Annotated in this window: 25 protein-coding genes; 20 read left to right on the forward strand and 5 right to left on the reverse strand. The window is 70.4% G+C overall.

Features of this window, described 5'->3' with window-relative positions; genetic code table 11:
- The first annotated feature begins 6 nt into the window (after window positions 1–6).
- The 17 genes from rplF to truA all read left to right on the forward strand — a co-directional run bounded on the left by rplF (window position 7) and on the right by truA (window position 11078).
- Complete coding sequence (gene rplF / locus HHX40_RS05245; protein ID WP_111699901.1) at window positions 7–549, forward strand: 50S ribosomal protein L6; 543 nt, start codon at window positions 7–9, stop codon at window positions 547–549.
- A gap of 2 nt (window positions 550–551) precedes the next feature.
- Complete coding sequence (gene rplR, locus HHX40_RS05250; protein WP_111699900.1) at window positions 552–935, forward strand: 50S ribosomal protein L18; 384 nt, start codon at window positions 552–554, stop codon at window positions 933–935.
- Between the two features lie 64 nt (window positions 936–999).
- Complete coding sequence (rpsE, locus tag HHX40_RS05255; RefSeq protein WP_030508336.1) at window positions 1000–1632, forward strand: 30S ribosomal protein S5; 633 nt, start codon at window positions 1000–1002, stop codon at window positions 1630–1632.
- Between the two features lie 2 nt (window positions 1633–1634).
- On the forward strand, window positions 1635–1817 hold the full coding sequence (gene rpmD, locus HHX40_RS05260; protein WP_111699899.1) for a 50S ribosomal protein L30: 183 nt from the start codon (window positions 1635–1637) through the stop codon (window positions 1815–1817).
- A gap of 2 nt (window positions 1818–1819) precedes the next feature.
- Entirely contained in the window at window positions 1820–2275 is a 456-nt protein-coding gene (gene rplO, locus HHX40_RS05265; protein ID WP_111699898.1) for a 50S ribosomal protein L15, read from the forward strand.
- Between the two features lie 181 nt (window positions 2276–2456).
- A complete protein-coding gene (gene secY, locus HHX40_RS05270; protein WP_138460501.1) occupies window positions 2457–3764 on the forward strand; it encodes a preprotein translocase subunit SecY in 1308 nt (435 codons plus the stop codon).
- Window positions 3764–4417 carry an adenylate kinase gene (locus HHX40_RS05275; protein WP_111699895.1) on the forward strand — a complete coding sequence of 218 codons (654 nt, stop codon included), beginning with the start codon at window positions 3764–3766 and terminating at the stop codon, window positions 4415–4417. The genes secY and HHX40_RS05275 overlap by 1 nt, the downstream gene beginning before the upstream one ends.
- An 86-nt stretch (window positions 4418–4503) precedes the next feature.
- Window positions 4504–5346: a type I methionyl aminopeptidase gene (gene map / locus HHX40_RS05280; RefSeq protein ID WP_182879627.1), complete on the forward strand. Its 843-nt coding sequence runs from the start codon at window positions 4504–4506 to the stop codon at window positions 5344–5346.
- Window positions 5347–5411: 65 nt separating this feature from the next.
- Window positions 5412–5861: a DUF1707 SHOCT-like domain-containing protein gene (locus HHX40_RS05285; protein WP_182879628.1), complete on the forward strand. Its 450-nt coding sequence runs from the start codon at window positions 5412–5414 to the stop codon at window positions 5859–5861.
- A gap of 249 nt (window positions 5862–6110) precedes the next feature.
- Window positions 6111–6332, forward strand: coding sequence for a translation initiation factor IF-1 (gene infA, locus HHX40_RS05290; RefSeq protein WP_030508344.1), 222 nt, complete (start codon window positions 6111–6113; stop codon window positions 6330–6332).
- A 46-nt stretch (window positions 6333–6378) separates the two neighbouring features.
- A complete protein-coding gene (gene rpmJ / locus HHX40_RS05295) occupies window positions 6379–6492 on the forward strand; it encodes a 50S ribosomal protein L36 (protein ID WP_003956441.1) in 114 nt (37 codons plus the stop codon).
- A 224-nt stretch (window positions 6493–6716) separates the two neighbouring features.
- Window positions 6717–7097, forward strand: a complete 381-nt coding sequence (gene rpsM / locus HHX40_RS05300; RefSeq protein WP_111699893.1) for a 30S ribosomal protein S13 — start codon at window positions 6717–6719, stop codon at window positions 7095–7097.
- Between the two features lie 94 nt (window positions 7098–7191).
- Complete coding sequence (gene rpsK, locus HHX40_RS05305) at window positions 7192–7596, forward strand: 30S ribosomal protein S11 (RefSeq protein ID WP_020542285.1); 405 nt, start codon at window positions 7192–7194, stop codon at window positions 7594–7596.
- Between the two features lie 20 nt (window positions 7597–7616).
- Complete coding sequence (rpsD, locus tag HHX40_RS05310; protein WP_111699892.1) at window positions 7617–8243, forward strand: 30S ribosomal protein S4; 627 nt, start codon at window positions 7617–7619, stop codon at window positions 8241–8243.
- 157 nt (window positions 8244–8400) lie between these two features.
- Entirely contained in the window at window positions 8401–9417 is a 1017-nt protein-coding gene (locus HHX40_RS05315) for a DNA-directed RNA polymerase subunit alpha (RefSeq protein WP_030508347.1), read from the forward strand.
- A 146-nt stretch (window positions 9418–9563) separates the two neighbouring features.
- Complete coding sequence (rplQ, locus tag HHX40_RS05320; protein WP_182879629.1) at window positions 9564–10100, forward strand: 50S ribosomal protein L17; 537 nt, start codon at window positions 9564–9566, stop codon at window positions 10098–10100.
- Window positions 10101–10187: 87 nt separating this feature from the next.
- Window positions 10188–11078 (forward strand): tRNA pseudouridine(38-40) synthase TruA, encoded by an 891-nt coding sequence (gene truA / locus HHX40_RS05325; RefSeq protein WP_182879630.1) that lies wholly within the window; start codon window positions 10188–10190, stop codon window positions 11076–11078.
- 8 nt (window positions 11079–11086) lie between these two features.
- On the opposite strand, the gene HHX40_RS05330 is transcribed toward truA, so the two are convergent.
- The 3 genes from HHX40_RS05330 to HHX40_RS05340 all read right to left on the reverse strand — a co-directional run bounded on the left by HHX40_RS05330 (window position 11087) and on the right by HHX40_RS05340 (window position 16717).
- Entirely contained in the window at window positions 11087–14647 is a 3561-nt protein-coding gene (locus HHX40_RS05330) for a hypothetical protein (protein WP_182879631.1), read from the reverse strand.
- A 106-nt stretch (window positions 14648–14753) separates the two neighbouring features.
- On the reverse strand, window positions 14754–15947 hold the full coding sequence (locus HHX40_RS05335; RefSeq protein WP_182879632.1) for a hypothetical protein: 1194 nt from the start codon (window positions 15945–15947) through the stop codon (window positions 14754–14756).
- Between the two features lie 41 nt (window positions 15948–15988).
- A complete protein-coding gene (locus tag HHX40_RS05340) occupies window positions 15989–16717 on the reverse strand; it encodes a CAP domain-containing protein (protein ID WP_111699886.1) in 729 nt (242 codons plus the stop codon).
- Window positions 16718–17055: 338 nt separating this feature from the next.
- Here HHX40_RS05340 and rplM point away from each other — a divergent pair, with 338 nt between their 5' ends.
- Genes rplM through glmM form a run of 3 tightly spaced genes read left to right on the forward strand, consistent with a single transcriptional unit; the run spans window position 17056 to window position 19438 of the window.
- The gene (gene rplM, locus HHX40_RS05345) at window positions 17056–17499 is read left to right on the forward strand and encodes a 50S ribosomal protein L13 (protein ID WP_111699885.1); all 444 of its coding nucleotides are present in this window, start codon (window positions 17056–17058) and stop codon (window positions 17497–17499) included.
- Between the two features lie 30 nt (window positions 17500–17529).
- Entirely contained in the window at window positions 17530–18051 is a 522-nt protein-coding gene (gene rpsI, locus HHX40_RS05350) for a 30S ribosomal protein S9 (RefSeq protein WP_111699884.1), read from the forward strand.
- Window position 18052: 1 nt separating this feature from the next.
- Complete coding sequence (gene glmM / locus HHX40_RS05355; RefSeq protein ID WP_111699883.1) at window positions 18053–19438, forward strand: phosphoglucosamine mutase; 1386 nt, start codon at window positions 18053–18055, stop codon at window positions 19436–19438.
- 171 nt (window positions 19439–19609) lie between these two features.
- On the opposite strand, the gene HHX40_RS05360 is transcribed toward glmM, so the two are convergent.
- Both HHX40_RS05360 and HHX40_RS05365 read right to left on the reverse strand, forming a co-directional pair.
- Window positions 19610–20077: a hypothetical protein gene (locus HHX40_RS05360; RefSeq protein ID WP_182879633.1), complete on the reverse strand. Its 468-nt coding sequence runs from the start codon at window positions 20075–20077 to the stop codon at window positions 19610–19612.
- Window positions 20078–20079: 2 nt separating this feature from the next.
- On the reverse strand, window positions 20080–21423 hold the full coding sequence (locus HHX40_RS05365) for an AAA family ATPase (protein ID WP_182879634.1): 1344 nt from the start codon (window positions 21421–21423) through the stop codon (window positions 20080–20082).
- Between the last annotated feature and the right edge of the window lie 9 nt (window positions 21424–21432).

Raw genomic sequence — 21432 nt, forward strand, 5'->3', positions numbered from 1 at the left:
CCCAGCATGTCGCGAATCGGACGGCTGCCCATCCCCGTACCGGCGGGTGTCGACATCACGATCGACGGCCGGGCGGTCCAGGTCAAGGGACCCAAGGGCACGCTCACGCACACGGTCGCCGAGCCCATCGAGGTCTCGCGCGGTGAGGACGGCAACATCGCCGTCTCCCGCCCGAACGACGAGAACCGGGTCCGGGCGCTGCACGGTCTGTCCCGCACGCTCATCGCCAACATGGTGGCGGGTGTCACGCAGGGCTACACGAAGACGCTGGAGATCGTCGGCGTCGGTTATCGCGTCGCGGCCAAGGGCCCGACGCAGCTGGAGTTCTCGCTTGGCTTCAGCCACCCGGTGATCATCGACGCTCCCGAGGGCGTCACCTTCCGCGTCGAGAGGCCGACCCTGTTCCACGTGGACGGCATCGACAAGCAGAAGGTCGGCGAGGTCGCCGCCAACATCAGGAAGCTGCGCAAGCCGGACCCGTACAAGGGCAAGGGCGTGCGCTACCAGGGCGAGGTTGTCCGCCGCAAGGTCGGAAAGGCTGGTAAGTAGGCATGGCTGGAAAGACTGCGTTCGGCAAGCACACGGCCGCCCGCACGGTCTCCCGGGCCCGCCGTCACAACCGCGTCCGCAAGAACGTGTTCGGCACCACCGAGCGTCCGCGTCTGGTCGTCAACCGGTCCACGCGTCACCTGTTCGTGCAGATCGTCGACGACACCCAGGGTCACACGCTGGTGAGCGCGTCCACCATGGACGTCTCGCTGCGCGGGTCCGAGGGTGACAAGACCGAGAAGGCGAAGAAGGTCGGCGAGCTTCTCGCTCAGCGGGCCAAGAGCGCCGGGATCACCGCCGTCGTGTTCGACCGCGGTGGCAACCGCTACGCGGGGCGCATCGCCGCTCTCGCGGACAGCGCCCGTGAAGGCGGGCTGGAGTTCTGATGGCTCCGGTCCGGAGGCCGCGACCGGCGGCCCGTCCCAAGAGCAACGAGAAGAGGAACCACTGATGGCTGCAGCTCCGCGTCGCGGTGCCGGCGGCGGTGGCGAGCGGCGTGACCGTCGTGATGACCGCCGCGGTGGCGCCGCAGACAAGGGCGTCTCGTACATCGAGCGCGTCGTAAAGATCAACCGTGTGGCCAAGGTCGTCCAGGGCGGCCGGCGCTTCAGCTTCACCGCGCTGGTCATCGTCGGCGACGGCAACGGCCTCGTCGGGGTCGGCTACGGCAAGGCCAAGGAGGTGCCCGCGGCGATCGCCAAGGGCGTCGAGGAGGCCAAGAAGCACTTCTTCAAGGTCCCGCGGATCCAGGGCACGATCCCGCACCCGGTGCAGGGCGAGGACGCCGCCGGCGTCGTCCTCCTGCGTCCGGCCTCGCCCGGTACGGGTGTCATCGCGGGTGGTCCGGTGCGCGCGGTCCTGGAGTGCGCCGGGATCCACGACGTGCTGTCCAAGTCGCTCGGCTCGGACAACCCGATCAACATCGTGCACGCCACCGTGGCGGCTCTGAAGGGCCTCAGCAGGCCCGAGGAGATCGCCGCCCGCCGTGGCCTGCCGATCGAGGACGTCGCTCCCAAGGCGATGCTCAAGGCCCGCGCGGAGGGTCTCGCCGAGGCCGCGGCGGCCGCCAAGGCGGTGAGCTGACGATGGCACGGCTGAGGATCACTCAGACCCGGTCCAAGATCGGTGGCCAGCAGAACCAGCGTGACTCGCTGCGTTCGCTGGGCCTGAAGCGAATCGGCGACGTCGTCGTCAAGGAGGACCGCCCGGAGATCCGGGGCATGGTCGCCAAGGTGTCGCACCTCGTCGAGGTTGAGGAGGTCGACTAGTCATGACCGAGAACGCTCCGCTCAAGATCCACGACCTCCGTCCTGCCCCCGGCGCCAACAAGGCCAAGACCCGCAAGGGCCGCGGCGAGGCGTCCAAGGGCAAGACGGCCGGCCGCGGCACCAAGGGCACCAGGGCCCGCACCTCCGTGATGCCGGGCTTCGAGGGTGGCCAGGTTCCGCTCCAGCGGCGGCTGCCGAAGCTGAAGGGCTTCTCCAACTCCCTGTTCAAGACGACCTACCAGGTCGTCAACCTGGACAGGCTCGGGGAGCTGTTCCCCCAGGGCGGCGACGTCACGCTCGACGACCTGGTGGCCAAGGGCGCGGTTCGCAAGAACCAGCCCGTGAAGGTGCTGGGCACCGGTGACATCTCCGTGGCGGTGAACGTGCAGGCGCACGCCTTCTCCGCCAGCGCGAAGGAGAAGATCGCCGCGGCCGGTGGCTCGGTTTCCGAGCTGTAGGCATGAGGCTGCACGAGGCGCGGAGGTTCGTTATGAGCCTCCGCGCCCGTAGTGCGTTAGAGTTCGCCTGGCACACGGCTCCGACCGTGGCCGAACAAGCTCTTTGGCAAGAAGTTTCGTCGATGGACGCCTCGCGGGCCATCGCCGACCGTTACCGCGTCACAGGCGCGCAGGAGGGACCGTGCTGACCGCGATTACCCGGGCTTTCCGGACGCCGGACCTGCGCAAGAAGCTGCTCTTCACTTTGGGCATCATCGCGCTGTTCCGGCTGGGCTCGGTGCTTCCCACTCCGGGCGTCAACGCCCAGAACGTCGCCCTGTGTCTCGACCAGGCCCAGGCAGGGGACGCCGGCAACATCTACGGGATGGTGCAGCTGTTCAGCGGCGGAGCCCTGCTGAAACTTTCAGTCTTCGCACTGGGCATCATGCCCTACATCACCGCCAGCATCATCCTGCAACTGCTGACCGTGGTCATCCCGCGGCTCGAGGCCCTGAAGAAGGAGGGCCAGGCGGGCACCGCGAAGATCACGCAGTACACGCGGTACCTGACCATCGGGCTCGCGGTGCTGCAGTCGACCGCGTTCATCGCGCTGGCCCGCAGCGGGCAGCTCTTCCCGAGCTGCAAGGAGCAGGTCCTCCTCAGCCAGGAGATCTTCCCCCTCGTGACCATGGTCATCACGATGACCGCCGGTACCGCGGTGATCATGTGGCTGGGCGAGCTCGTGACCGACCGGGGCGTCGGCAACGGCATGTCGATCCTGATCTTCACTCAGGTCATCGCCGTCTTCCCGTCCGAGCTGATCAACATCTACCGGCTCAGCCCGTTCAAGTTCGTCGTGGTGATGGTCGTCGGTGTCGTGATGATCGGCGTCGTCGTCTTCATCGAGCAGGCGCAGCGCCGCATCCCGGTGCAGTACGCCAAGCGGATGGTCGGCCGCAGGATGTACGGCGGCACCTCGACCTACATCCCGCTCAAGGTGAACCAGGCCGGCATCATCCCGGTCATCTTCGCCTCGTCGCTGCTGTACCTTCCGCAGCTCCTGGTGACGCTGTTCGGCAACAGCAGCCAGCCGAACGCGGTGATCGAGTGGCTGGCCCAGAACATGGTGCGGGGCGACCACCCGATCTACATGACCGTGTTCTTCCTGCTGATCATCTTCTTCACGTACTTCTACGTGTCCATCACTTTCAACCCCCCGGAAGTGGCTGACAACATGAAGAAGTACGGTGGGTTCATCCCGGGCATCCGTCCGGGCCGGCCGACCGCCGAGTACCTCAACTACGTGCTCACGCGGCTCACGGCCGCCGGCGCTCCGTATCTGGGTGTCATCTCGCTCATCCCGATCATCGCGCTGGCGGTGGCCGGAGCGAGCCAGAACTTCCCGTTCGGAGGGACCAGCATTCTGATCATGGTTGGTGTGGGTCTGGACACGGTCAAGCAGATCGAGAGCCAGCTCCAGCAGCGCAACTACGAGGGCTTCCTGAGATAGTGCGCGTCGTCCTGGTAGGGCCCCCCGGAGCGGGTAAGGGGACGCAGGCCCAGTTCATCGCATCGCACCTGTCGATCCCGAAAATCTCGACAGGCGACATCTTCCGTGCCAACGTCTCCGGCGGCACGGAGCTCGGCAGGCTCGCCAAGGAGTACATGGACCGCGGCGACCTCGTCCCCGACGAGGTGACGGTCGCCATGGTCCGTGACCGGCTCTCCGAGGACGACGCCAAGGAGGGCTTCCTCCTCGACGGCTTCCCCCGCAACGTGCCCCAGGCCGAGGTCCTCAAGAAGATGCTGGCGGAGTTCGGCACCACGCTGGACGTCGTCCTCAACCTGGTCGTCGAGGACGACGAGGTCGTACGGCGCCTGGCGGGCCGCCGCACCTGCCGCTCCTGCGGGAAGGTGTGGCACCTGGTGTTCGACCCGCCCGCCGCGGAGGGCGTCTGCGACGCCTGCGGGGGCGAGCTCTTCCAGCGGGACGACGACCGCGAGGAGACCATCAGGCGGCGCCTGGAGGTCTACCAGGAGCAGACGGCGCCACTGATCTCCTTCTACGCCGACGAGGGCATCCTCCAGGGCGTCGACGCGACCGGCCCGGTCGAGGAGATCACGCAACGGGCGATGTCGGCGCTGCGGCGGTTCGCCGACTGAGTCGTTACCACGGCCGGGAACGCCACCCCACATCATGGGGTGGCGTTCAGGCTTATATGGGACAATTTCGAGAGGGGGTGCGTTACGTGTTCAAGAAGAACAGACACGGCATTCAACTCAAGAGCGCCGCGCAGGTGGAGAAGATGCGGGCGGCCGGCCTGGTCGTCGCCCGTACGCTCGAGCTGCTGCGGACGACCGTGCAGCCCGGCATGACGCCGCTGGATCTCGACGTCGTCGCCGAGGAGGCCATCCGGAACGAGGGCGCGATCCCGTCGTTCAAGGGCTACCACGGCTTTCCCGCCACGATCTGCGCCTCGGTGAACGACGAGGTCGTCCACGGCATCCCCACCGACCGCCGCAAGCTCCGCGAGGGCGACATCATCTCCATCGACTGCGGCGCGATCCTCGACGGGTGGCACGGCGACTCCGCGATCACCGTGGGGATCGGAGCGGTCGACCCGGCGCTGACCGAGCTCATGCGGGTGACCGAGGAGGCCATGTGGCGCGGCATCGCCGCCCTGCGGGTCGGCGGGCACCTGTCCGACATCGGCTTCCAGGTCGAGCGCTACGTGCGCTCCCAGGGCCGCTACGGCATCCCCCAGGAGTACGGCGGGCACGGGATCGGCACGGAGATGCACATGGACCCGTGGGTGGCCAACCACGGCCGTCCCGGGCGCGGTCCCAAGTTCGAGGCGGGCATGTGCTTCGCGATCGAGCCGATGGTGAACCTCGGCACCGACAGGACCCGGGTGCTCGACGACGACTGGACGGTCGTCACCATCGACGGCAAGCCCTCCGCCCACTTCGAGCACAGCGTCGCGGTGACGGAGGACGGCCCGCTCGTGCTCACCGCGCTCGACGGCGGCGCCTCGCGGTTCCCCCGGGCGGAGGCAGGGGTTACCCCAGAGACCGGAGACACCACTCCCTGATCGGCCCGCCGGGACGGCGCGTGAACCATAATGGGGCGTAACGTTCCGATGACCGGGAGATGGTGATGGCGGCTACGCCCGAGATGCGGGCTTCGGACGGCGACCGGGACCGGGTCGCCGCGGCTCTGCGGGAGCACGTGGCCGAGGGCAGGCTCAGCGTCGAGGAGTTCAACGATCGGCTTGAGCAGCTCTACCGGAGCCGCACGTACGGCGAACTGGCCACGCTGACCGCCGACCTGCCCGAGATCGACCTGCACCGCCTGCCCGCCGCGGCGGCGGAGAGCGACAGGCCCCTGCCCGCCCGGCGTGACGATAAGGCGCGGACCGCGCTGAAGGCGGCGTGGGCCGGCTGGGCGGGGATCACCGCCGTGAACTGGATGGTCTGGCTGACCATCGGGGTCACCTCGGGGCACTTCGTCTATCCCTGGCCGCTCTGGGTCATGGGCCCGTGGGGGACCGTCCTCCTCGCCGGCACTCTCATCGGCGTCGCCGCGAAGCCCCGGCGGCGTCGCTGATCCACGCCCGGCGTCCCGCCGGGCATTGGCCGTACGCCCTCGCCGGGGTACGCTGTGATCTGGTTGTGTCGGGACCCCTGCCGTCGTTTCGCATTTCGGCCCGGGTTGTCGTACACTCCTTTGTCGGTTCACTATGACCTTTCGCGCTCAGGCGACCTGGCTGGTCGCCGCTCTCTGGAAGCGCCCGAAGGTCGCGGCTGCTTAGTGTTCCGAAGCCTCTGACGATCCGATCAGCGAAACGCGAGGGCCATGGCCAAGAAAGACGGCGCCATCGAGATTGAGGGCACTGTTATTGAGTCGCTCCCGAACGCGATGTTCCGGGTGCAGCTCGACAACGGTCACAAGGTCCTGGCCCACATCAGCGGGCGGATGCGGATGCACTACATCCGAATCCTTCCCGATGACCGGGTGGTCGTGGAACTGAGCCCCTACGACCTCAGCCGTGGGCGGATCGTCTACCGGTACAAGTAGGCCCCTCCGTCTGTGGACGGGCCCGTATGCGGAACGAATAAGGACTATGAAGGTCAAGCCGAGCGTCAAGAAGATCTGCGACAAGTGCAAGGTGATCCGCCGGCACGGTCGCGTCATGGTGATCTGCGACAACCTGCGCCACAAGCAGCGCCAGGGCTGAGTTTCCGCTCAGACACGTCGCCACCAGGCCCGCAGGTGAGTCCGTCCACGTGACGGGCTCGACCCGCGTGAGGGCCGAACACTGTAGTCGCGTCTCGCACCCGCGCAGGCGGCGAAAGCCGTACCACGTGGGAGACCCCCGGTCGGAGGCCGGGGCCCTCGCCCGGGCATGGGAGGGGAAGCGAGGCGTAAGACCTCCGCCACATCGAAGGAGAATGCCCGACCATGGCTCGCCTGGTTGGCGTCGACCTCCCCCGCGACAAGCGGCTGGAGATCGCTCTCACCTACATTTTCGGAATCGGCCGCACCCGCGCCAAGGAGATCCTTGACGCGACCGGAATCAGCCCCGATCTGCGCGTCCACCAGCTCACGGACGCCGAGATCATCCCGATGCGTGACTACATCGAGGCGAACTACAAGATCGAGGGTGACCTCCGGCGCGAGGTCCAGGCCGACATCCGGCGCAAGATCGAGATCGGCTGTTACCAGGGCATCCGGCACCGCAAGGGCCTGCCCGTCCACGGTCAGCGGACGCAGACGAACGCGCGCACCCGCAAGGGCAAGAAGAAGACCGTCGCCGGCAAGAAGAAGCCCGGCAAGAAGTAGTCCTTAGGCCCCGGCCCGAGGATCTCGCCGGTGACACCGGTTGGAAGGTCCAGGGGATGGGGCAAGCAGCCACATTCCAGGAGACAGCGCTTAAATGCCGCCGAAGAGCCGCCAGGGCGCACCGAAGAAGGTGCGCCGCAAGGAAAAGAAGAACGTCGCTCACGGGCACGCCCACATCAAGAGCACGTTCAACAACACGATCGTTTCGATCACCGACCCGAACGGGAACGTGATCTCCTGGGCCAGCGCCGGCCACGTCGGGTTCAAGGGCTCCCGCAAGTCCACCCCGTTCGCCGCGCAGATGGCGGCCGAGAACGCCGCCCGCCGCGCCATGGAGCACGGCATGCGGAAGGTCGACGTCTTCGTCAAGGGCCCCGGTTCCGGCCGTGAGACCGCGATCCGTTCGCTGCAGGCGACCGGCCTCGAGGTCGGGTCCATCCAGGACGTGACCCCGGTCCCGCACAACGGCTGCCGTCCGCCCAAGCGCCGCCGCGTCTGAGCTCAGGAGAGTAGAGAGAAATGGCTCGTTACACGGGTCCGGACTGCAAGCTCTGCCGTCGTGAGAAGACGAAGCTCTTCCTCAAGGGCAAGAAGTGCGAGTCCGCGAAGTGCCCCATCGAGATCCGCCCGTACCCGCCGGGTGAGCACGGCCGCGGCCGTCCCAAGGAGTCGGAGTACCAGCTCCAGCTCCGTGAGAAGCAGAAGACCCGCCGGATCTACGGCGTCCTCGAGAAGCAGTTCCACAACTACTACGAGGAAGCCAACCGCAAGGCCGGCAAGACGGGTGAGAACCTCCTCCAGATCCTGGAGAGCCGTCTCGACAACGTGGTCTACCGCGCCGGCTTCGCCGAGTCGCGGGACGCGGCCCGCCAGCAGGTGCGCCACGGCCACTTCCTCGTGAACGGCAAGAAGGTCGACATCCCGTCGTACCGCGTGCGCGAGCACGACATCATCGAGGTCCGCGAGAAGTCGCGCAACCTGCTCCCGTACGAGGTGGCCCGCGCGACCGCCGGCGACAAGACCGTCCCGGCCTGGCTGGGCGCCTCCGCCGAGAACCTGCGCGTCCTCGTGCACCAGCTCCCGGTCCGCCAGCAGATCGACACGCTGGTCCAGGAGCAGCTCATCGTCGAGCTCTACTCGAAGTAACAGAGCCCGGCGACCTCGTGACGCCGTACGGCCCGGCGCATTCCCGGCCGTACGGCATCATTGGTTGTAGGCGAGCGGCGTCAAATAGCGGGCGTCGCCGTAACCGAGGGACCCCTCGTTCGGAGCGACACGGGGGATCCCGGTCAGGAGTAACCACATGCTCATCGCACAGCGCCCGAGCCTCCAGGAGGAGTCGCTCGAGGAGCACCGGTCCAGGTTCATCATCGAGCCGCTGGAGCCGGGCTTCGGCTACACCATCGGCAACTCGCTGCGGCGCACGCTGCTGTCCTCCATCCCGGGGGCGGCCGTCACCAGCATCCGCATCGAGGGCGTGCTGCACGAGTTCTCGACCGTGCCCGGGGTCAAGGAAGACGTCACCGACATCATCCTGAACCTCAAGTCGCTGGTCGTCTCCTCCGAGCACGACGAGCCCGTGGTGATGTACCTGCGCAAGCAGGGTCCCGGTGAGGTGACCGCCGCCGACATCGCGCCGCCGGCCGGTGTCGAGGTGCACAACCCCGACCTGCACATCGCCACGCTGAACGGCAAGGCGAAGCTGGAGATGGAGCTGACCGTCGAGCGCGGTCGCGGCTACGTCTCCGCCGCGCAGAACAAGCAGCCGGGCCAGGAGATCGGGCGGATTCCGATCGACTCGATCTACTCCCCGGTCCTCAAGGTCACCTACAAGGTCGAGGCCACCCGTGTCGAGCAGCGCACGGACTTCGACCGCCTGATCCTCGACGTCGAGACCAAGCCGTCCATGAAGCCCCGCGACGCGGTGGCCTCGGCCGGCAAGACCCTGGTCGAGCTGTTCGGCCTGGCTCGCGAGCTCAACGTCGAGGCCGAGGGCATCGACATCGGCCCGTCGCCGACGGACGCCGCCCTGGCGGCCGACCTGGCGCTGCCGATCGAGGAGCTCAACCTCACGGTTCGCTCCTACAACTGCCTCAAGCGCGAGGGCATCCACACCGTGGGTGAGCTCGTCGCCCGCAGCGAGCAGGACCTGCTGGACATCCGCAACTTCGGCGCCAAGTCGATCGAAGAGGTCAAGCAGAAGCTGCACGAGATGGGCCTCGCTCTCAAGGACTCCCCGCCCGGGTTCGACCCCTCCGCCGTGGCCGGCGGCGGGTACGACGACGAGGACGGCGGATTCATCGAGACCGAGCAGTACTGATCGCTCGTCTTCGAGCAGCGGCACCACCGTTTCGTGCCGCCCCGCGAGGCGGCACGAAACGGCGATGACAGTCACGACCGGCACGCCGGTTGGCCCGACCCCGGTACCTGACACGGCCGGGGCGGGTTATCCATGAGGAGCATGAAATGCCCAAGCCCACCAAGGGCCCCCGCTTCGGCGGCAGCCCGGCCCACGAGCGGCTGATCCTGGCGAACCTCGCCACCGCGCTGTTCGAGAACGGCCGGGTGCGTACCACCGAGGCCAAGGCGAAGCGCCTCCGCCCGCTCGCCGAGAAGCTGATCACCAAGGCGAAGAAGGGCGACATCCACAACCGTCGCCAGGTGCTGACGGTCGTCCGCGACAAGGGCGTCCTCCACCACCTCTTCACCGAGATCGCGCCGACGTTCGCCGAGCGTCCCGGTGGCTACACCCGGATCACCAAGCTCGGCCCGCGCAAGGGCGACGCCGCTCCCATGGCGATCATCGAGCTGGTGACCGAGCAGCTGAACCCGGTGCGGACCAGCCGTACGGCTCCGGCCGCGCAGGCCGCGCCCGCCGCCGCTCCGGTGGAGGCGGAAGCCGAGGAGACGCCCGCGGCGCAGGACGAGGCCGCCGAGGCTCCCGAGGCCGCCGCCGAGTCGTCGGAGGAGACGGCCCAGGGTGAGAAGAAGGACGAGGCCTGATCCCACAGGCTCCGTGAGCGGGCTCAGTTTCCCTTCCGGGGGACGCTGGGCCCGTTCTTCGTTTTCCGGACCGGTACGAGGGATGTCGTGGAGCGAGAACTACGGCTGAGGCTGGACCTCGGCTACGACGGCACCGATTTCTCGGGATGGGCCCGGCAGCCGGGGCGGCGGACCGTGCAGGGGGAGATCGAGGACGCGCTCGGCCGGATCCTGCGCCTGGACCCCGCGCCGTCGCTGACCGTCGCGGGCCGCACCGACGCGGGCGTCCACGCGCGGGGACAGGTGGCGCACGTCGACGTGCCGCTCGCCGCGACCGTGGCGTTCGCGTCCGGGCGCGAGCCCGCCCCCGAGGACCCGGAGGAGGCGTGGCGTGAGCGCGGCGCTGAGCTGCTCGCTGCGCTGACGCGGCGGCTGGCCGGTGTCCTGCCCCCCGATGTGCGGGTTCACGCCGTGAGCGTGGCACCCGAGGGCTTCGACGCCCGTTTCTCCGCGCTGTCCCGCCGGTACGGCTACCGTGTCGGCGACGCGCCGGGCGGGGTCGACCCGCTGCGGCGGCGCGAGGTGCTCTGGTACGCCCGGCCGCTCGACGTCGGCCTGCTGAACGCCGCCGCCGCCCACCTGCTGGGGGAGCACGACTTCGCCGCGTTCTGCCGGAGGCGGGAGGGCGCGACCACCATCCGCGAGCTGCAGCGTCTCGACTGGGTCAGGGGCGAGGACGGGATCCTGCTCGCCACCGTGGTCGCCGACGCCTTCTGCCACTCGATGGTCCGGGCGCTGGTCGGCTCGCTGCTGACTGTGGGGGAGGGCAGGCGGCCCGTCGGGTGGCCCGGCGAGGTGCTGGCGAGAGCCGTGCGGGACTCCGGGGTGCACGTCGCGCCCGCGCACGGGCTGACGCTGGAGGAGGTGCGCTACCCGGAGCCCGGGGAGCTGGCCCGGCGCGCCGCAGCCACGCGCCGGGTACGTACGCCGACCGCCTGAAGCCGGGCTCAGCGGGTGGCGCGCTTCTGGATGATTTTGGTCATGTGGTCGCGGAAGGCGCCGCTGATCGGGCCGAGGTCCTTGTCCTTGGCGTCCGGCGTGTGGCCGTCGGCGTAGGTGGCGTAGCTGAAGGCGATGTAGCGTCCCCAGACCGTCGCCGCCGCGTAGCCGCCGGAGATCGTGACCTTGTCGGCCCCGCTCGCCTGCGTGCCGTTCAGGCCGCGGAACCAGACGTTGGCGCCGAGGTTCTTCTCCCGGTCCGCCGTGAGCGCCGCCACCTTGCTGGGCAGCACCGCGATCCCCGCGGTGATCGCGTAGTCGCGCTTGCCGTCCACGTACGTGGCCCTGAGCACCCGCCGGCACTGCTGTTCGGTGAGGGCGGTGGCGAACGCGCCCGTGGCCGCCTTACCGCAGTCGTCGGTCACGTCGATCTTGACGCGACGGTAGGTGCGTCCGTCCAGCGTCACCTTCTCGTCGGGGAACGCCTCGCCGGGCTTGATTGTCCGGGGGTCGGTCTGCTCCGTGTCCAGGATGGTGGAGGCGGCCGCCGTGCTCGGCTGCGGCGCGACGGAGGACGGAGCGGTGCCGCTTGGCGCCGTGCGGGGCGGCGGGCCGCTGTCCGGCTCGCCCGCGTACGCGAAGTAGGCCGCGGTGCCGATCGCGCCCACGACGACCGCCGCGCCGGCGATCATCAGGATCCGCTTGACCTTCCCGCCCTGGGCGGGAGGGGTGGTGGACCCGAGCGTCGCGGGCAGCGCGCCGCCGGGGGCGGCCGGGGCCGGTCCGAAGCCGGGGGGAGGGGCGGGCCTGCCCGCCTTGGCCGGGGTCACCGGCGTGAACGCGAACGGGGTCTCGCCGTTCGGCTGAGTGGAGGAGCCGGTTGTAGGGGAGGTCGTTGGCATCTGTCCTGAATCGGTGTCGGGGGAGGCCGCCCGCGGAGCGTCGCCGGTCTCGGACGGGCTCGCGGGCGGCGCGTCGTATGGTGCCGTGCCGGGGTCCGGCGCGGCGGGCGGAGCGTCCCCAGGGGACGTTCCGGACGGTGCGTAGCCCGGAGGCAGGCCCGGGAGCTGGCCGGGGATCTGGCCCGGGAGGTGGTTCGGCGCCTGGCCGGGCGGCTGCGACGGCGGGGCGTAGGGGCCCTCGGGGGACGGCGGTGGCACCGGCCACGTCCCCTCCTGAGGGGAGGGCGGCGGGCCGCCGTAGGGGCCACCCTGGTCGTGGTTCGTGACGCCCTGGTCGTGGTGCGCGACCTGCGGGCCGGGCTCGTACGGTCCGCCCGGCACCTGGAACCCCTCGATCGGGGTCACCGCCTGGGCGATCTCCGCGCCGAAGCCCGCGGGCGGCCCGCCCGGAAGGGCGTACGGGTTCGGTGCGGCACCCGCGCCGTCGTCGGAGGCTCCGGGCGGCAGGGTGCCATGGGGGCCTTCGGAGGACGGCCGGTCGCCGGCGCGTTCGGGGTACGGCGTGGGATGCGAGGCGTCCCCGCCGCCCGAGGCGGAGCCCGGATCACCGGGCAGGGTGACAGCGCCCTCCGCCGAGTGACCCGCCGCGTCGTCCGCCGGGCCGTCCGAGTGGCCGGGGGCGTCGCCTGGTCCGGCGGCGTGGTGCTGGTCGCTCGGCCCGCCGGAGTGCCGACCGGCCCGTCCGCCCAGCTCGCCGGGCACTTCGGCCTGCTCACCGGAAGAGCCGCCGGACCGCTCGCCAGAAGCGCTGGTCTGGTCACCCGAACCGCCGGTTCGCTCGGTGACGGCGGAGGCGCCGGTCGATCCGCTCCCGCCGCTCCGGTCACCGCTTTGATCGCGGTCGTGGCCGCCTGACGGGTCGTTTTCGCCGCTTTCATGAGAGCCGCGGTAGACGCTTGAGGGCGGCCACGAGGTCCCGGCCCGGCCCTCGCCCTGGGGATCGGGCTCACCCGGCAGCCTCGGCGGCCACACGGGTATGTCACCGGGCTCCCCGGGGCGGACGGGCGCGGCGGAGGAGGCGTGGGCCTCGCCGTACGCGTCGCCCGGCTCGTCCGGTGCCGGGAGCGCGTCGCCGGGACGCGTGGGCATGGGGGCGGCCGGCGTGTCCCGGGGCGGCGAGGGGACGGGTGCGGCGCCGCCGCTGACGTCCTGCGCCGGTTCCGCCGGTTGCGCCTGCCGAGAGTCGGCCGGGTGGGCCGGATGAGAGGTCGCGCTCCGGGCTCCCGGCTGACCGGGGTCTCCGGGCGTCCATGTCGCGTCCTCCGCCGGCTGCTCCTCTGCAGGGCCCGGCGCCCACGCGGCGAACGACGGCACCCCGGGTGAGGGCTCGTCGGATCGCGGGGCCTCCGGCGGGTACGCCTGCGTCCCGTCCGGGCCCACCTGCCGCCACCAGGGCGCCTGGGACTCCTGCGGCGGCTGCCACGACGACGGGGGCTGTGCCTCCTGCGAAGGCTGCCATTCGGGGGTGCCGGGGTTCTGCTGGGGTGGGACCGGACCGGGGTGGGCCGCCTGCTGCCAAGGAGGTGTGCCCCCGCCCTGCGCGGGAGGCTGCCAGGCCGGTGGCCCGCCCTGGACGGGAGGCTGCCACGGGGGTGTGCCGCCGCTCTGCTGCCACGGCGGCAGGTCCGCCCCCGGCGCGGGCTGCCGCGGGACCCAGCCGAGGTCCGGCTCCGGGTGCGGCGCCGCCGGACTGCCCGCGTACGGCCCCATCCGCGGATCCGTCTGCGGGCCCGTCTGTGGGCCGGGGTGCGGGTCCGGGTGTTGGCCCGCGTACGGACCGCCGGGACCGGGGCGGCCCAGGTCCTCCTCGGCGTCGCCCGGGCGGCGCGGCGGGGGGAGAGCCCCGGCGTCCGGCTGAGGACCGGGCGGGACATGCCGAATACCGGGCAGGCCGGGCTGTGGGCCGGGAAGACCGGGCTGCGCCCCCGGCGGAAGAGGGTGCGCACCGTACGGGCCGGACTGTCCGCCCGGCTGCGGGCCCGGATGAGGGCCGGGCGGAAGCGGGTGAGCGCCGGGCGGGGCGGGCTGGGGGCCGGGCGAGCTGTGCGGGCCGGGAGGGACGGGGTGAGCGCCGGGCTGGGGGCCCGGTGGAGCGGAGTAAGCACCGGGCGGCCCGGGAGGAGCGGAGTAAGCACCGGGCGGCCCGGGAGGAGCGGAGTAGGCACCGGGCGGGCCGGGAGGGGCGGAGTAAGCGCCCGGAGGGGCGGAGTGAGCACCCGGCGGGGGCGGATAGGCGCCCTGCGGGGGCACGCCCCCACTCTCGGCCGGTGGGGCGTCATGCGCCGGGATGGCCCTGAACCTGTTCGTGTTCTCCGGGTCGTCATCGTCGTAGCCGTCCGGCGCCCGCAGGCCGCCCTGGAAGCCGTACCGGGTGGGATAGGGAACGGTCGGCGGCGTCCACGGGTTCGCCTCGCCCGCCGCCTGGGCGGCGTCGGGCGCCCAGGCGGTGTCCTCGTCCGGCTGCGGCCGGCCGTGGCCGGGCGGCGTCGTCTGCCCGAAGCTCGGCGGTGGCGTCGCGGGTGCCGTCGCCGAGCCCTCGGCGTCCGCCTCGCTGTGCGCCCACGCCGTGTCATGTTCGTGCTCGGAACCGGAATCCTTGCCACGCATAGCCGGAAGCGTAACGGCGCGGACCCGATCGGCGTGCCTCCATGGGTGTTTCGGTCTGCCTCCCCGGCCATGCCCGCGCCGCGCTCACCTCAGTGAACGTGTCGTCTCAGCTGGGGCCGCCGGTGAGCGCACGCGTGTCGAGGGCAGGGTAAACAGACGCGTCGGTGACGTCCGTCGCCGCCTGGTACAGCTTTTTGAGCTCGCTCTTGGTGGGTTTGTGGCCGTCCTTGAACTGGAACCACAACAGCACCGCGTAGTGCCCGTAAGTCCAGCCTCCCGCGGACGCCTCGCCGCTGCCGAGGTGCTTGGTGGCCTCGTCCTTGCCGGGGAGCGGCTTGAGGAAGTCCTTGCGTTCGTCGCCGGCTCCGGCGGAGGCGACCTTCTTCGCCATCGCCGAGGTCCTGAGGTTGGCGACCCCCACGGTGCCGATGATCGTGCCCTTGGCGTCCGCGAAGCTCGCGCGCAGCAACTGCGTGCAGCCGCCCGTCTTGAGCGCCTTGGTGATCTTCTCGCCGGTGACGCCGTCCGCGCACTTCTTCTCCTTGCGCGTCACCGTGCGGATGTACACCCGCTTGTTGTTGACCGGTTTCGGCTTGCCGAAGACCTCTCGCAGCGACAGCGGGCTCTTGTCGGTCGCCCGCGAGGCCGCGTAGCCGTACTTGGTCATCGGACGGTCGGACACGAGCGGTGCGGGACGGGCCGCGGGGCCCGGGTCCGGCGCAGGCGGCTCCTCGTTGTGGGCGGCGTACCACAGGCCGGTGAGGAGCGCGCCGATCAGGGCCAGCAGGGCGAGTCCGAGCACCCAGGGACGACGCCATAGGGGACCGCGGTCGTCGGGGTCCCACTGGGGCTCCGGCGGGGGCGCCACTCGCGGCATGGGGGCCTCACGCCGCATCTCCCGGTTCTCCTGGTCCGGGTCCGGGCCGATCTCGCTCGCCCAAGGCGTGCTCCCGGCGTCGTACCGCCCGCCCGGCCCGCCCGGCCCGCCCGGACCTGCCTCCCGCGGTCCGGCCTCCCGGGGCGCGGCGTACGGCGACTGGTCGCGGCCGGAGTACGGCGAAGACTCCCGTCCTCCGTACGGAGGCTGCTCGCGGTTCCCGTAAGGGGGTTGCTCCCGCCCCGCGCTCGTGGGCTGCTCGCGGTTCCCGTACGGAGGCTGCTCGCCGCCGTAGGGCGCCTCGCGGCGGGAGGGGGAGCGGGGCGAGTCGTCCCCGGCCCCGTACGGCGGCAGGTCCCGCCTGCGGGGATCGGGGGGGAAGTGCGGCTGGCGAGGTGGTTGCTGGTCGCCGGGATAACCCATGGCGCTGAGATTAGTCGGCGATCTGGACAGATGAGGAAGGGTCAGGAATAACCGAAGTCCTCGGTCCACCAGGGGCCTCCGGGGCCCGCGCTCACGCCGACCCCGGTCGCGACCAGGCGGCAGTTGAGCAGTGTGGCGCGGTCCGTGGGCCCGGCCATCCAGCCGCGTACGACCTGCTCGGCGGTGTCGTAGCCGCGCGCGATCGTCTCGGCCCCGCCGTCGCGGTAACCCGCGGCGCCCATGCGGTCCCAGGGGGTGGCTCCCCCCGGCGAGGTGTGCCGGAACCGGTTGCCCGCCGCCATCTCCTCCGAGTGCGCCCGGGCGGATCCGACCAGGCGGGGGTCCACGCGCAGCGGCCGGCATCCGTGCCTGCGGCGCTCGACGTTCACCAGGCGCACGAGCTCGGCCTCCATCGAGGCGAAGCGCATCGGGTCCCCGCCGTAGGAGCCGCCTTCCCCGCCTGTCTCCGGGGTGAGCGTGGTGTACGACGAGCCGCCGCCGGAGCCGCCGATCATGGTCGACGGCCGGTCCCGCCGGGACCTGGGCACCGGAGTCGTCTCAGTGGTCACCTGGGGCGCCTCGGTGCGCCGCACGTGATCGAGGGGCGGCCGGTCCCGCCGCGCCGGCGCGAGGGCCTCCACACGGGGGGACGGCGGCCCCGGGTGCGACTCGCGAAGGTAGACGCTCCCGGCGCGGTCCGCGGCGGCGGTCACCCGGCCGATGACGACGCCGGTGAGAAGAACGGCGACGGCGCATGCCAGCAAACCCATCTGAGTCACCCGGAAGGGGCCCCGAAGGGTATTCCTTTTGTGAGGGGTCTGCCACATGCCGCAGCCAAATATAGGGACCTGCGGTATGGGGGAAGAAGGGGCGCGTGGGGATGGATTTGATGAACGTTCAATTGTGTCGTTCCAGACACCCCCTCCCGCCGTCGTTTTGACCACGCGGAACGAGGGCGGTAGTCTGCGAGTTCGTTGTGTGTGGATCGGTCTGCCCGCAGACCGGTGCACGGCGCGTCCGGCGTCTTCTCCCGTACATGTGGAGACGGAGGTTGTCGCCGTGCCTGCGCAACCTACCGAGAGTTCACATTCCGACAGAAGGCACTGCCGTGCGCACGTTCTCACCGAAGCCCAACGACGTCGAACGTCAGTGGTACGTCATCGACGCGACCGACGTCGTGCTCGGCCGGCTGGCCAGTCAGGTGGCGACCCTGCTCCGCGGGAAGCACAAGCCGATCTTCGCCCCGCATGTCGACACGGGTGACTTCGTCATCGTCATCAACGCCGGCAAGGTCGCTCTCAGCGGCAACAAGCTGGAGCAGAAGAAGGCGTACCGCCACTCGGGTTACCCCGGCGGTCTGCGCGCCGTCAGCTACGGCGAGCTGATGGAGAAGCGTCCCGACCGGGCCGTCGAGAAGGCCGTCCGGGGCATGCTTCCCAAGAACTCCCTGGGCCGGAAGATGGCCAAGAAGCTGAAGGTCTACGCCGGTGCCGAGCACCCGCACCAGGCCCAGCAGCCCGTGCCCTTCCAGATCACCCAGATCGCCCAGTAATCGCGAGCCAGGAAAGTTAAGAGGAGAACCGTGGCCGAGCCCACCGGTATCGAGACGCTCGTCGAGGGCGAGCCGGAAGACTACTCCCCGGAGGAGTTCCCCTCCGAGTACACCACCGAGTCGGCCCCCGCAGGCGAGGGCGCCGCGCGCAAGCCCGTCACCACGGGCAACTCGTACGGCACCGGCCGCCGCAAGGAGGCCATCGCCCGGGTCCGCATCGTGCCGGGCACCGGCAAGTGGACCATCAACGGCCGCTCGCTGGAGAACTACTTCCCGAACAAGGTGCACCAGCAGCTCGTCAACGAGCCGTTCGTCGTCCTCGGGGCCGAGGACGCGTTCGACGTCATCGCCCGCATCGACGGCGGTGGCGTGACCGGCCAGGCCGGCGCCCTGCGCATGGGCCTGTCCCGCGCGCTCGCCATCCTGGACGCCGAGGTCAACCGCCCGCCGCTGAAGAAGGCCGGCTTCCTCACCCGTGACGCCCGCGCCACGGAGCGGAAGAAGTACGGCCTCAAGAAGGCCCGCAAGGCTCCGCAGTACAGCAAGCGCTAACGTGTCGCGGGAGCCCGTAGGCGCCTCCTCCGGGGGGCGCCTCTTCGGCACCGACGGGGTACGTGGGGTCGCCGGGCGCGACCTCACCGCGGAACTGGCCATGGATCTGTCCGTGGCCGCCGCGCACGTGCTCGGAGACGCCGGGGCTTTTCACGCCAGTGTCGGGCGGCGCGGCCGCCCGATCGCCGTCGTAGGCCGGGACCCGCGGGCTTCAGGAGAGTTCCTGGAGGCCGCCGTGGTCGCCGGCCTCGCGTCATCCGGCGTGGACGTCCTGCGACTCGGTGTGCTGCCCACCCCGGCGGTCGCGTACCTGACCAACGCCCTGGGCGCCGACCTCGGCGTCATGCTCTCGGCGTCGCACAACCCCGCGCCCGACAACGGCATCAAGTTCTTCACGCGGGGCGGCTACAAGCTGCCCGACGCGGTGGAGAACGAGATCGAGCAGCGGCTCGGGGAGAAGTGGGACCGCCCGGTGGGCCCGGCCGTGGGCCGGGTCCGGGAGGCGTACGGCGAGGCGGACAGGTATGTCTCACACCTGCTGACCACCCTGCCCCACCGTCTCGACGGGTTGCGGATCGTCGTCGACTGCGCGCACGGCGCGGCGCACATGGTCGCCCCGGAGGCGCTGCTGCGCGCGGGCGCGGCCGTGGAGACCATCGGCGCCGCACCCGACGGGCTGAACATCAACGACGGTGTGGGCTCGACCCACCTGACTCCTCTGCGGGAGGCCGTCGTCGAACGCGGCGCCGACCTCGGCATCGCCTACGACGGCGACGCCGACCGCTGCCTCGCGGTGACCGCCGAGGGCGAGGAGATCGACGGCGACCAGATCATGGCGATCCTGGCCCTGGCGATGCACGCCGACGGCCGCCTCGCCAAGGACACGGTCGTCGCCACGGTGATGTCCAACCTCGGGTTCAAGATCGCTCTGCGGGAGGCCGGCCTGTCCGTGGTGGAGACCACGGTCGGTGACCGGTACGTCCTGGAGGCGATGCAGGACGGCGGCTACAACCTCGGCGGCGAGCAGTCCGGTCATGTGATCATGCTGGATCACGCCACGACCGGCGACGGCCTGCTCACCTCGCTGCACCTGATGGCGGAGGTGGCACGGCAGGGCCGCTCTCTCGGCGAACTGGCGTCGGTGATGACGAAGCTGCCGCAGGTGCTCGTCAACGTGCGGGACGTGGCCAAGTCCAAGGCCTCGGCGCCCGAGCTGCGGGCGGCCGTCGCGGAGGCGGAGGCCGGGCTCGGCGAGACCGGCCGGGTGCTCATCCGGCCGAGCGGCACCGAGCCCATGATCCGGGTCATGGTCGAGGCCGCGTCGCAGGACCAGGCCAGTACCGTGGCGGACCGCCTCGCGCGGGTCGTCCGAGAGGTCTGCGGCTGACCCCTGCCGACCCTGCCGGTGCGTAAGGCGCGCTGACGCGCCTGACACCACGACACTCCGAGGGCTCCGCCAGGCACCCGCCCGGCGGGGTCCTCGGCGCATTCCGTCGCTGCTCGACGAGTCCCCTTCTCACACACGGCACGCCGATGTCGGCACTGTCCGCGTCTGAAGTTACTCGTGCGCTTTGAGCTGCCCGTCCAGCGTCCAAATCCCGACCTCGACGCCGGTCACGCGTCGCCTGTACATCTCCCGCTCGGTCAGGATGCACAGATCGCCGAGGCCGAGCCCGCGCATCGCGTGGTCGGCGAGCCCGATCCCCGTACCGCCGCCTCCGAGGAGTTCGCGCAGAAAGGGCTCGCCCCACTCCACGATGTGCAGCACCCAAGGTGCCTCGCGTCGGATGACCAGGTCGAGGAGAGCGTGCAGCTTCTTCGCCCGATCCCGCCGGTCGTGGCCGTTCCCGAGTTGCGCGATGTGGTTGCCCGTCTCGATGACCGCCGTGACGGGCAGGATGAGATCACACTGGCGTCGCTTGAGCAGCAGCTCTTCCGCGATCTCACGCTGATGCTGGTTCTTGCCCGGTACGTCGAGGAGGTTGCAGAGGATCGACGTGTCCACGAACTCCACGCGCCGCGCCATGATCACCCGATCCCCATGAGACGGTCGAACTCGGAGAAGTCGTCGCGACGCCGCTCGCCCAGCAATCCCGCGGTGACGACGGAGCCGAGGTCTCCCTGGGCCATCAGCCGCGGGTATCCGTCCAGCTCGGGCAGGGGTGTGAGCGTCGACTCCTGTGTCTCGCGGTCCCGGGAACAGACGATGACGGACTTGTGGTCCTCGGCGGACAGTCCCGACAGCAGTGCGGGACTGTGCGTGGTGAACAACACCTGCGCTCCGTCGTCCTTGACCGCCCTGCGTACGAGTTGGAGGGCCTTGCCGGCCTGTGACGGATGCAGCCCGTTCTCCAGTTCCTCGATGACCACGGTCACAGGGCGCTCGCGGTCCGGCATGCCGCCGAGATCCACGTCCCGGCCACGAGTGATCAGGGTTGTCGCGATGGCCATGAAGCGCAGCAGGCCGTCGCTCATCTCTCTGGCGGGGGTGACGGCACGGCCCTCCCGCAGCGCGAGCATGACGTCGTTCAACTCGGACCGGATGACCTCGATGCCGGTGACCTCGTGCTCGACGAGATCCCGGACGAGACCGACCAACTGGGCGAACTGCGCGGGATCGCGTTCCGCCATCTGGCCGATCAAGGCCGAGAGGTTCTCTCCTGTACGCCGCAGCCGCACGTCACGCCCAGGTACGTACTGCCGCATGAGATGAGGGACGGGATCAAGGTGGAACACGCCCTGGAGTGCCTCGATCATGTCCTCGGCCGCTTGGACCACATGCCTTTCCGTCTCGGTGTCCTGCGTCAGGCGGAGCGGAAGCTGGGCCGTGAGCAGCCGGGTGGAGCGGAAGGCGGACGCGCGGTCGCGCCCACGGGTACCCCGGTACCAGGTGGCCTCGATGCTGCCGCCTCCCGGCGTGGGCTGACGGGTTTTGAGGAGATTGTGCGGGACGTTGGCGGTGGGATCTTTCGTAGTGCGGAGCTTGCCGGACACCCCGGACAGCGTCTCGTTGACGATTCCGGGTTCCGGCCTCACCTGAACAGTGAGGTCGAGGTCGATGACGACGTAGCCGTTTCCCGTGCGCTCAGGCGATACGACGCTGCAACCAAGACGGAACCGGTCCGCGCCATGAGGGGGGCATCCCTCGATGCCCCCGCGGAGCGGGCCCTCGTCGCCACGCCGGCTGTCGAGAGCGTCGACGAGGTCCGCGCCCGCGGCAAGCCGGGAGAGCACTTCCAGCCCGTCGAGGGCGTTCGACTTTCCGCTGCTGTTCCGCCCGATGAGCACGGTCATGCCGCCCATCCGCAGTACCGAATCGCTGCGGAAGGACTTGAACTCGATCAGGCGAAGTTGCGCCAGGCGCGGTGTCATGCGTCCCAC

Source organism: Microbispora sp. H10949 (assembly GCF_014161435.1).
GTDB lineage: Bacteria > Actinomycetota > Actinomycetes > Streptosporangiales > Streptosporangiaceae > Microbispora > Microbispora triticiradicis.

Excerpts from the sequence above, each read along its gene's own strand:
- rplF (WP_111699901.1), top strand. The coding sequence starts at position 7 with ATGTCGCGAATCGGACGGCTGCCCATCCCCGTACCGGCGGGTGTCGAC.
- rplR (WP_111699900.1), top strand. The coding sequence starts at position 552 with ATGGCTGGAAAGACTGCGTTCGGCAAGCACACGGCCGCCCGCACGGTC.
- rpsE (WP_030508336.1), top strand. The coding sequence starts at position 1,000 with ATGGCTGCAGCTCCGCGTCGCGGTGCCGGCGGCGGTGGCGAGCGGCGT.
- rpmD (WP_111699899.1), top strand. The coding sequence starts at position 1,635 with ATGGCACGGCTGAGGATCACTCAGACCCGGTCCAAGATCGGTGGCCAG.
- rplO (WP_111699898.1), top strand. The coding sequence starts at position 1,820 with ATGACCGAGAACGCTCCGCTCAAGATCCACGACCTCCGTCCTGCCCCC.
- HHX40_RS05285 (WP_182879628.1), top strand. The coding sequence starts at position 5,412 with ATGGCGGCTACGCCCGAGATGCGGGCTTCGGACGGCGACCGGGACCGG.
- infA (WP_030508344.1), top strand. The coding sequence starts at position 6,111 with ATGGCCAAGAAAGACGGCGCCATCGAGATTGAGGGCACTGTTATTGAG.
- rpmJ (WP_003956441.1), top strand. The coding sequence starts at position 6,379 with ATGAAGGTCAAGCCGAGCGTCAAGAAGATCTGCGACAAGTGCAAGGTG.
- rpsM (WP_111699893.1), top strand. The coding sequence starts at position 6,717 with ATGGCTCGCCTGGTTGGCGTCGACCTCCCCCGCGACAAGCGGCTGGAG.
- rpsK (WP_020542285.1), top strand. The coding sequence starts at position 7,192 with ATGCCGCCGAAGAGCCGCCAGGGCGCACCGAAGAAGGTGCGCCGCAAG.
- rpsD (WP_111699892.1), top strand. The coding sequence starts at position 7,617 with ATGGCTCGTTACACGGGTCCGGACTGCAAGCTCTGCCGTCGTGAGAAG.
- HHX40_RS05315 (WP_030508347.1), top strand. The coding sequence starts at position 8,401 with ATGCTCATCGCACAGCGCCCGAGCCTCCAGGAGGAGTCGCTCGAGGAG.
- rplQ (WP_182879629.1), top strand. The coding sequence starts at position 9,564 with ATGCCCAAGCCCACCAAGGGCCCCCGCTTCGGCGGCAGCCCGGCCCAC.
- HHX40_RS05330 (WP_182879631.1), bottom strand. The coding sequence starts at position 14,647 with ATGCGTGGCAAGGATTCCGGTTCCGAGCACGAACATGACACGGCGTGG.
- HHX40_RS05335 (WP_182879632.1), bottom strand. The coding sequence starts at position 15,947 with ATGGGTTATCCCGGCGACCAGCAACCACCTCGCCAGCCGCACTTCCCC.
- HHX40_RS05340 (WP_111699886.1), bottom strand. The coding sequence starts at position 16,717 with ATGGGTTTGCTGGCATGCGCCGTCGCCGTTCTTCTCACCGGCGTCGTC.
- HHX40_RS05360 (WP_182879633.1), bottom strand. The coding sequence starts at position 20,077 with ATGGCGCGGCGCGTGGAGTTCGTGGACACGTCGATCCTCTGCAACCTC.
- HHX40_RS05365 (WP_182879634.1), bottom strand. The coding sequence starts at position 21,423 with ATGACACCGCGCCTGGCGCAACTTCGCCTGATCGAGTTCAAGTCCTTC.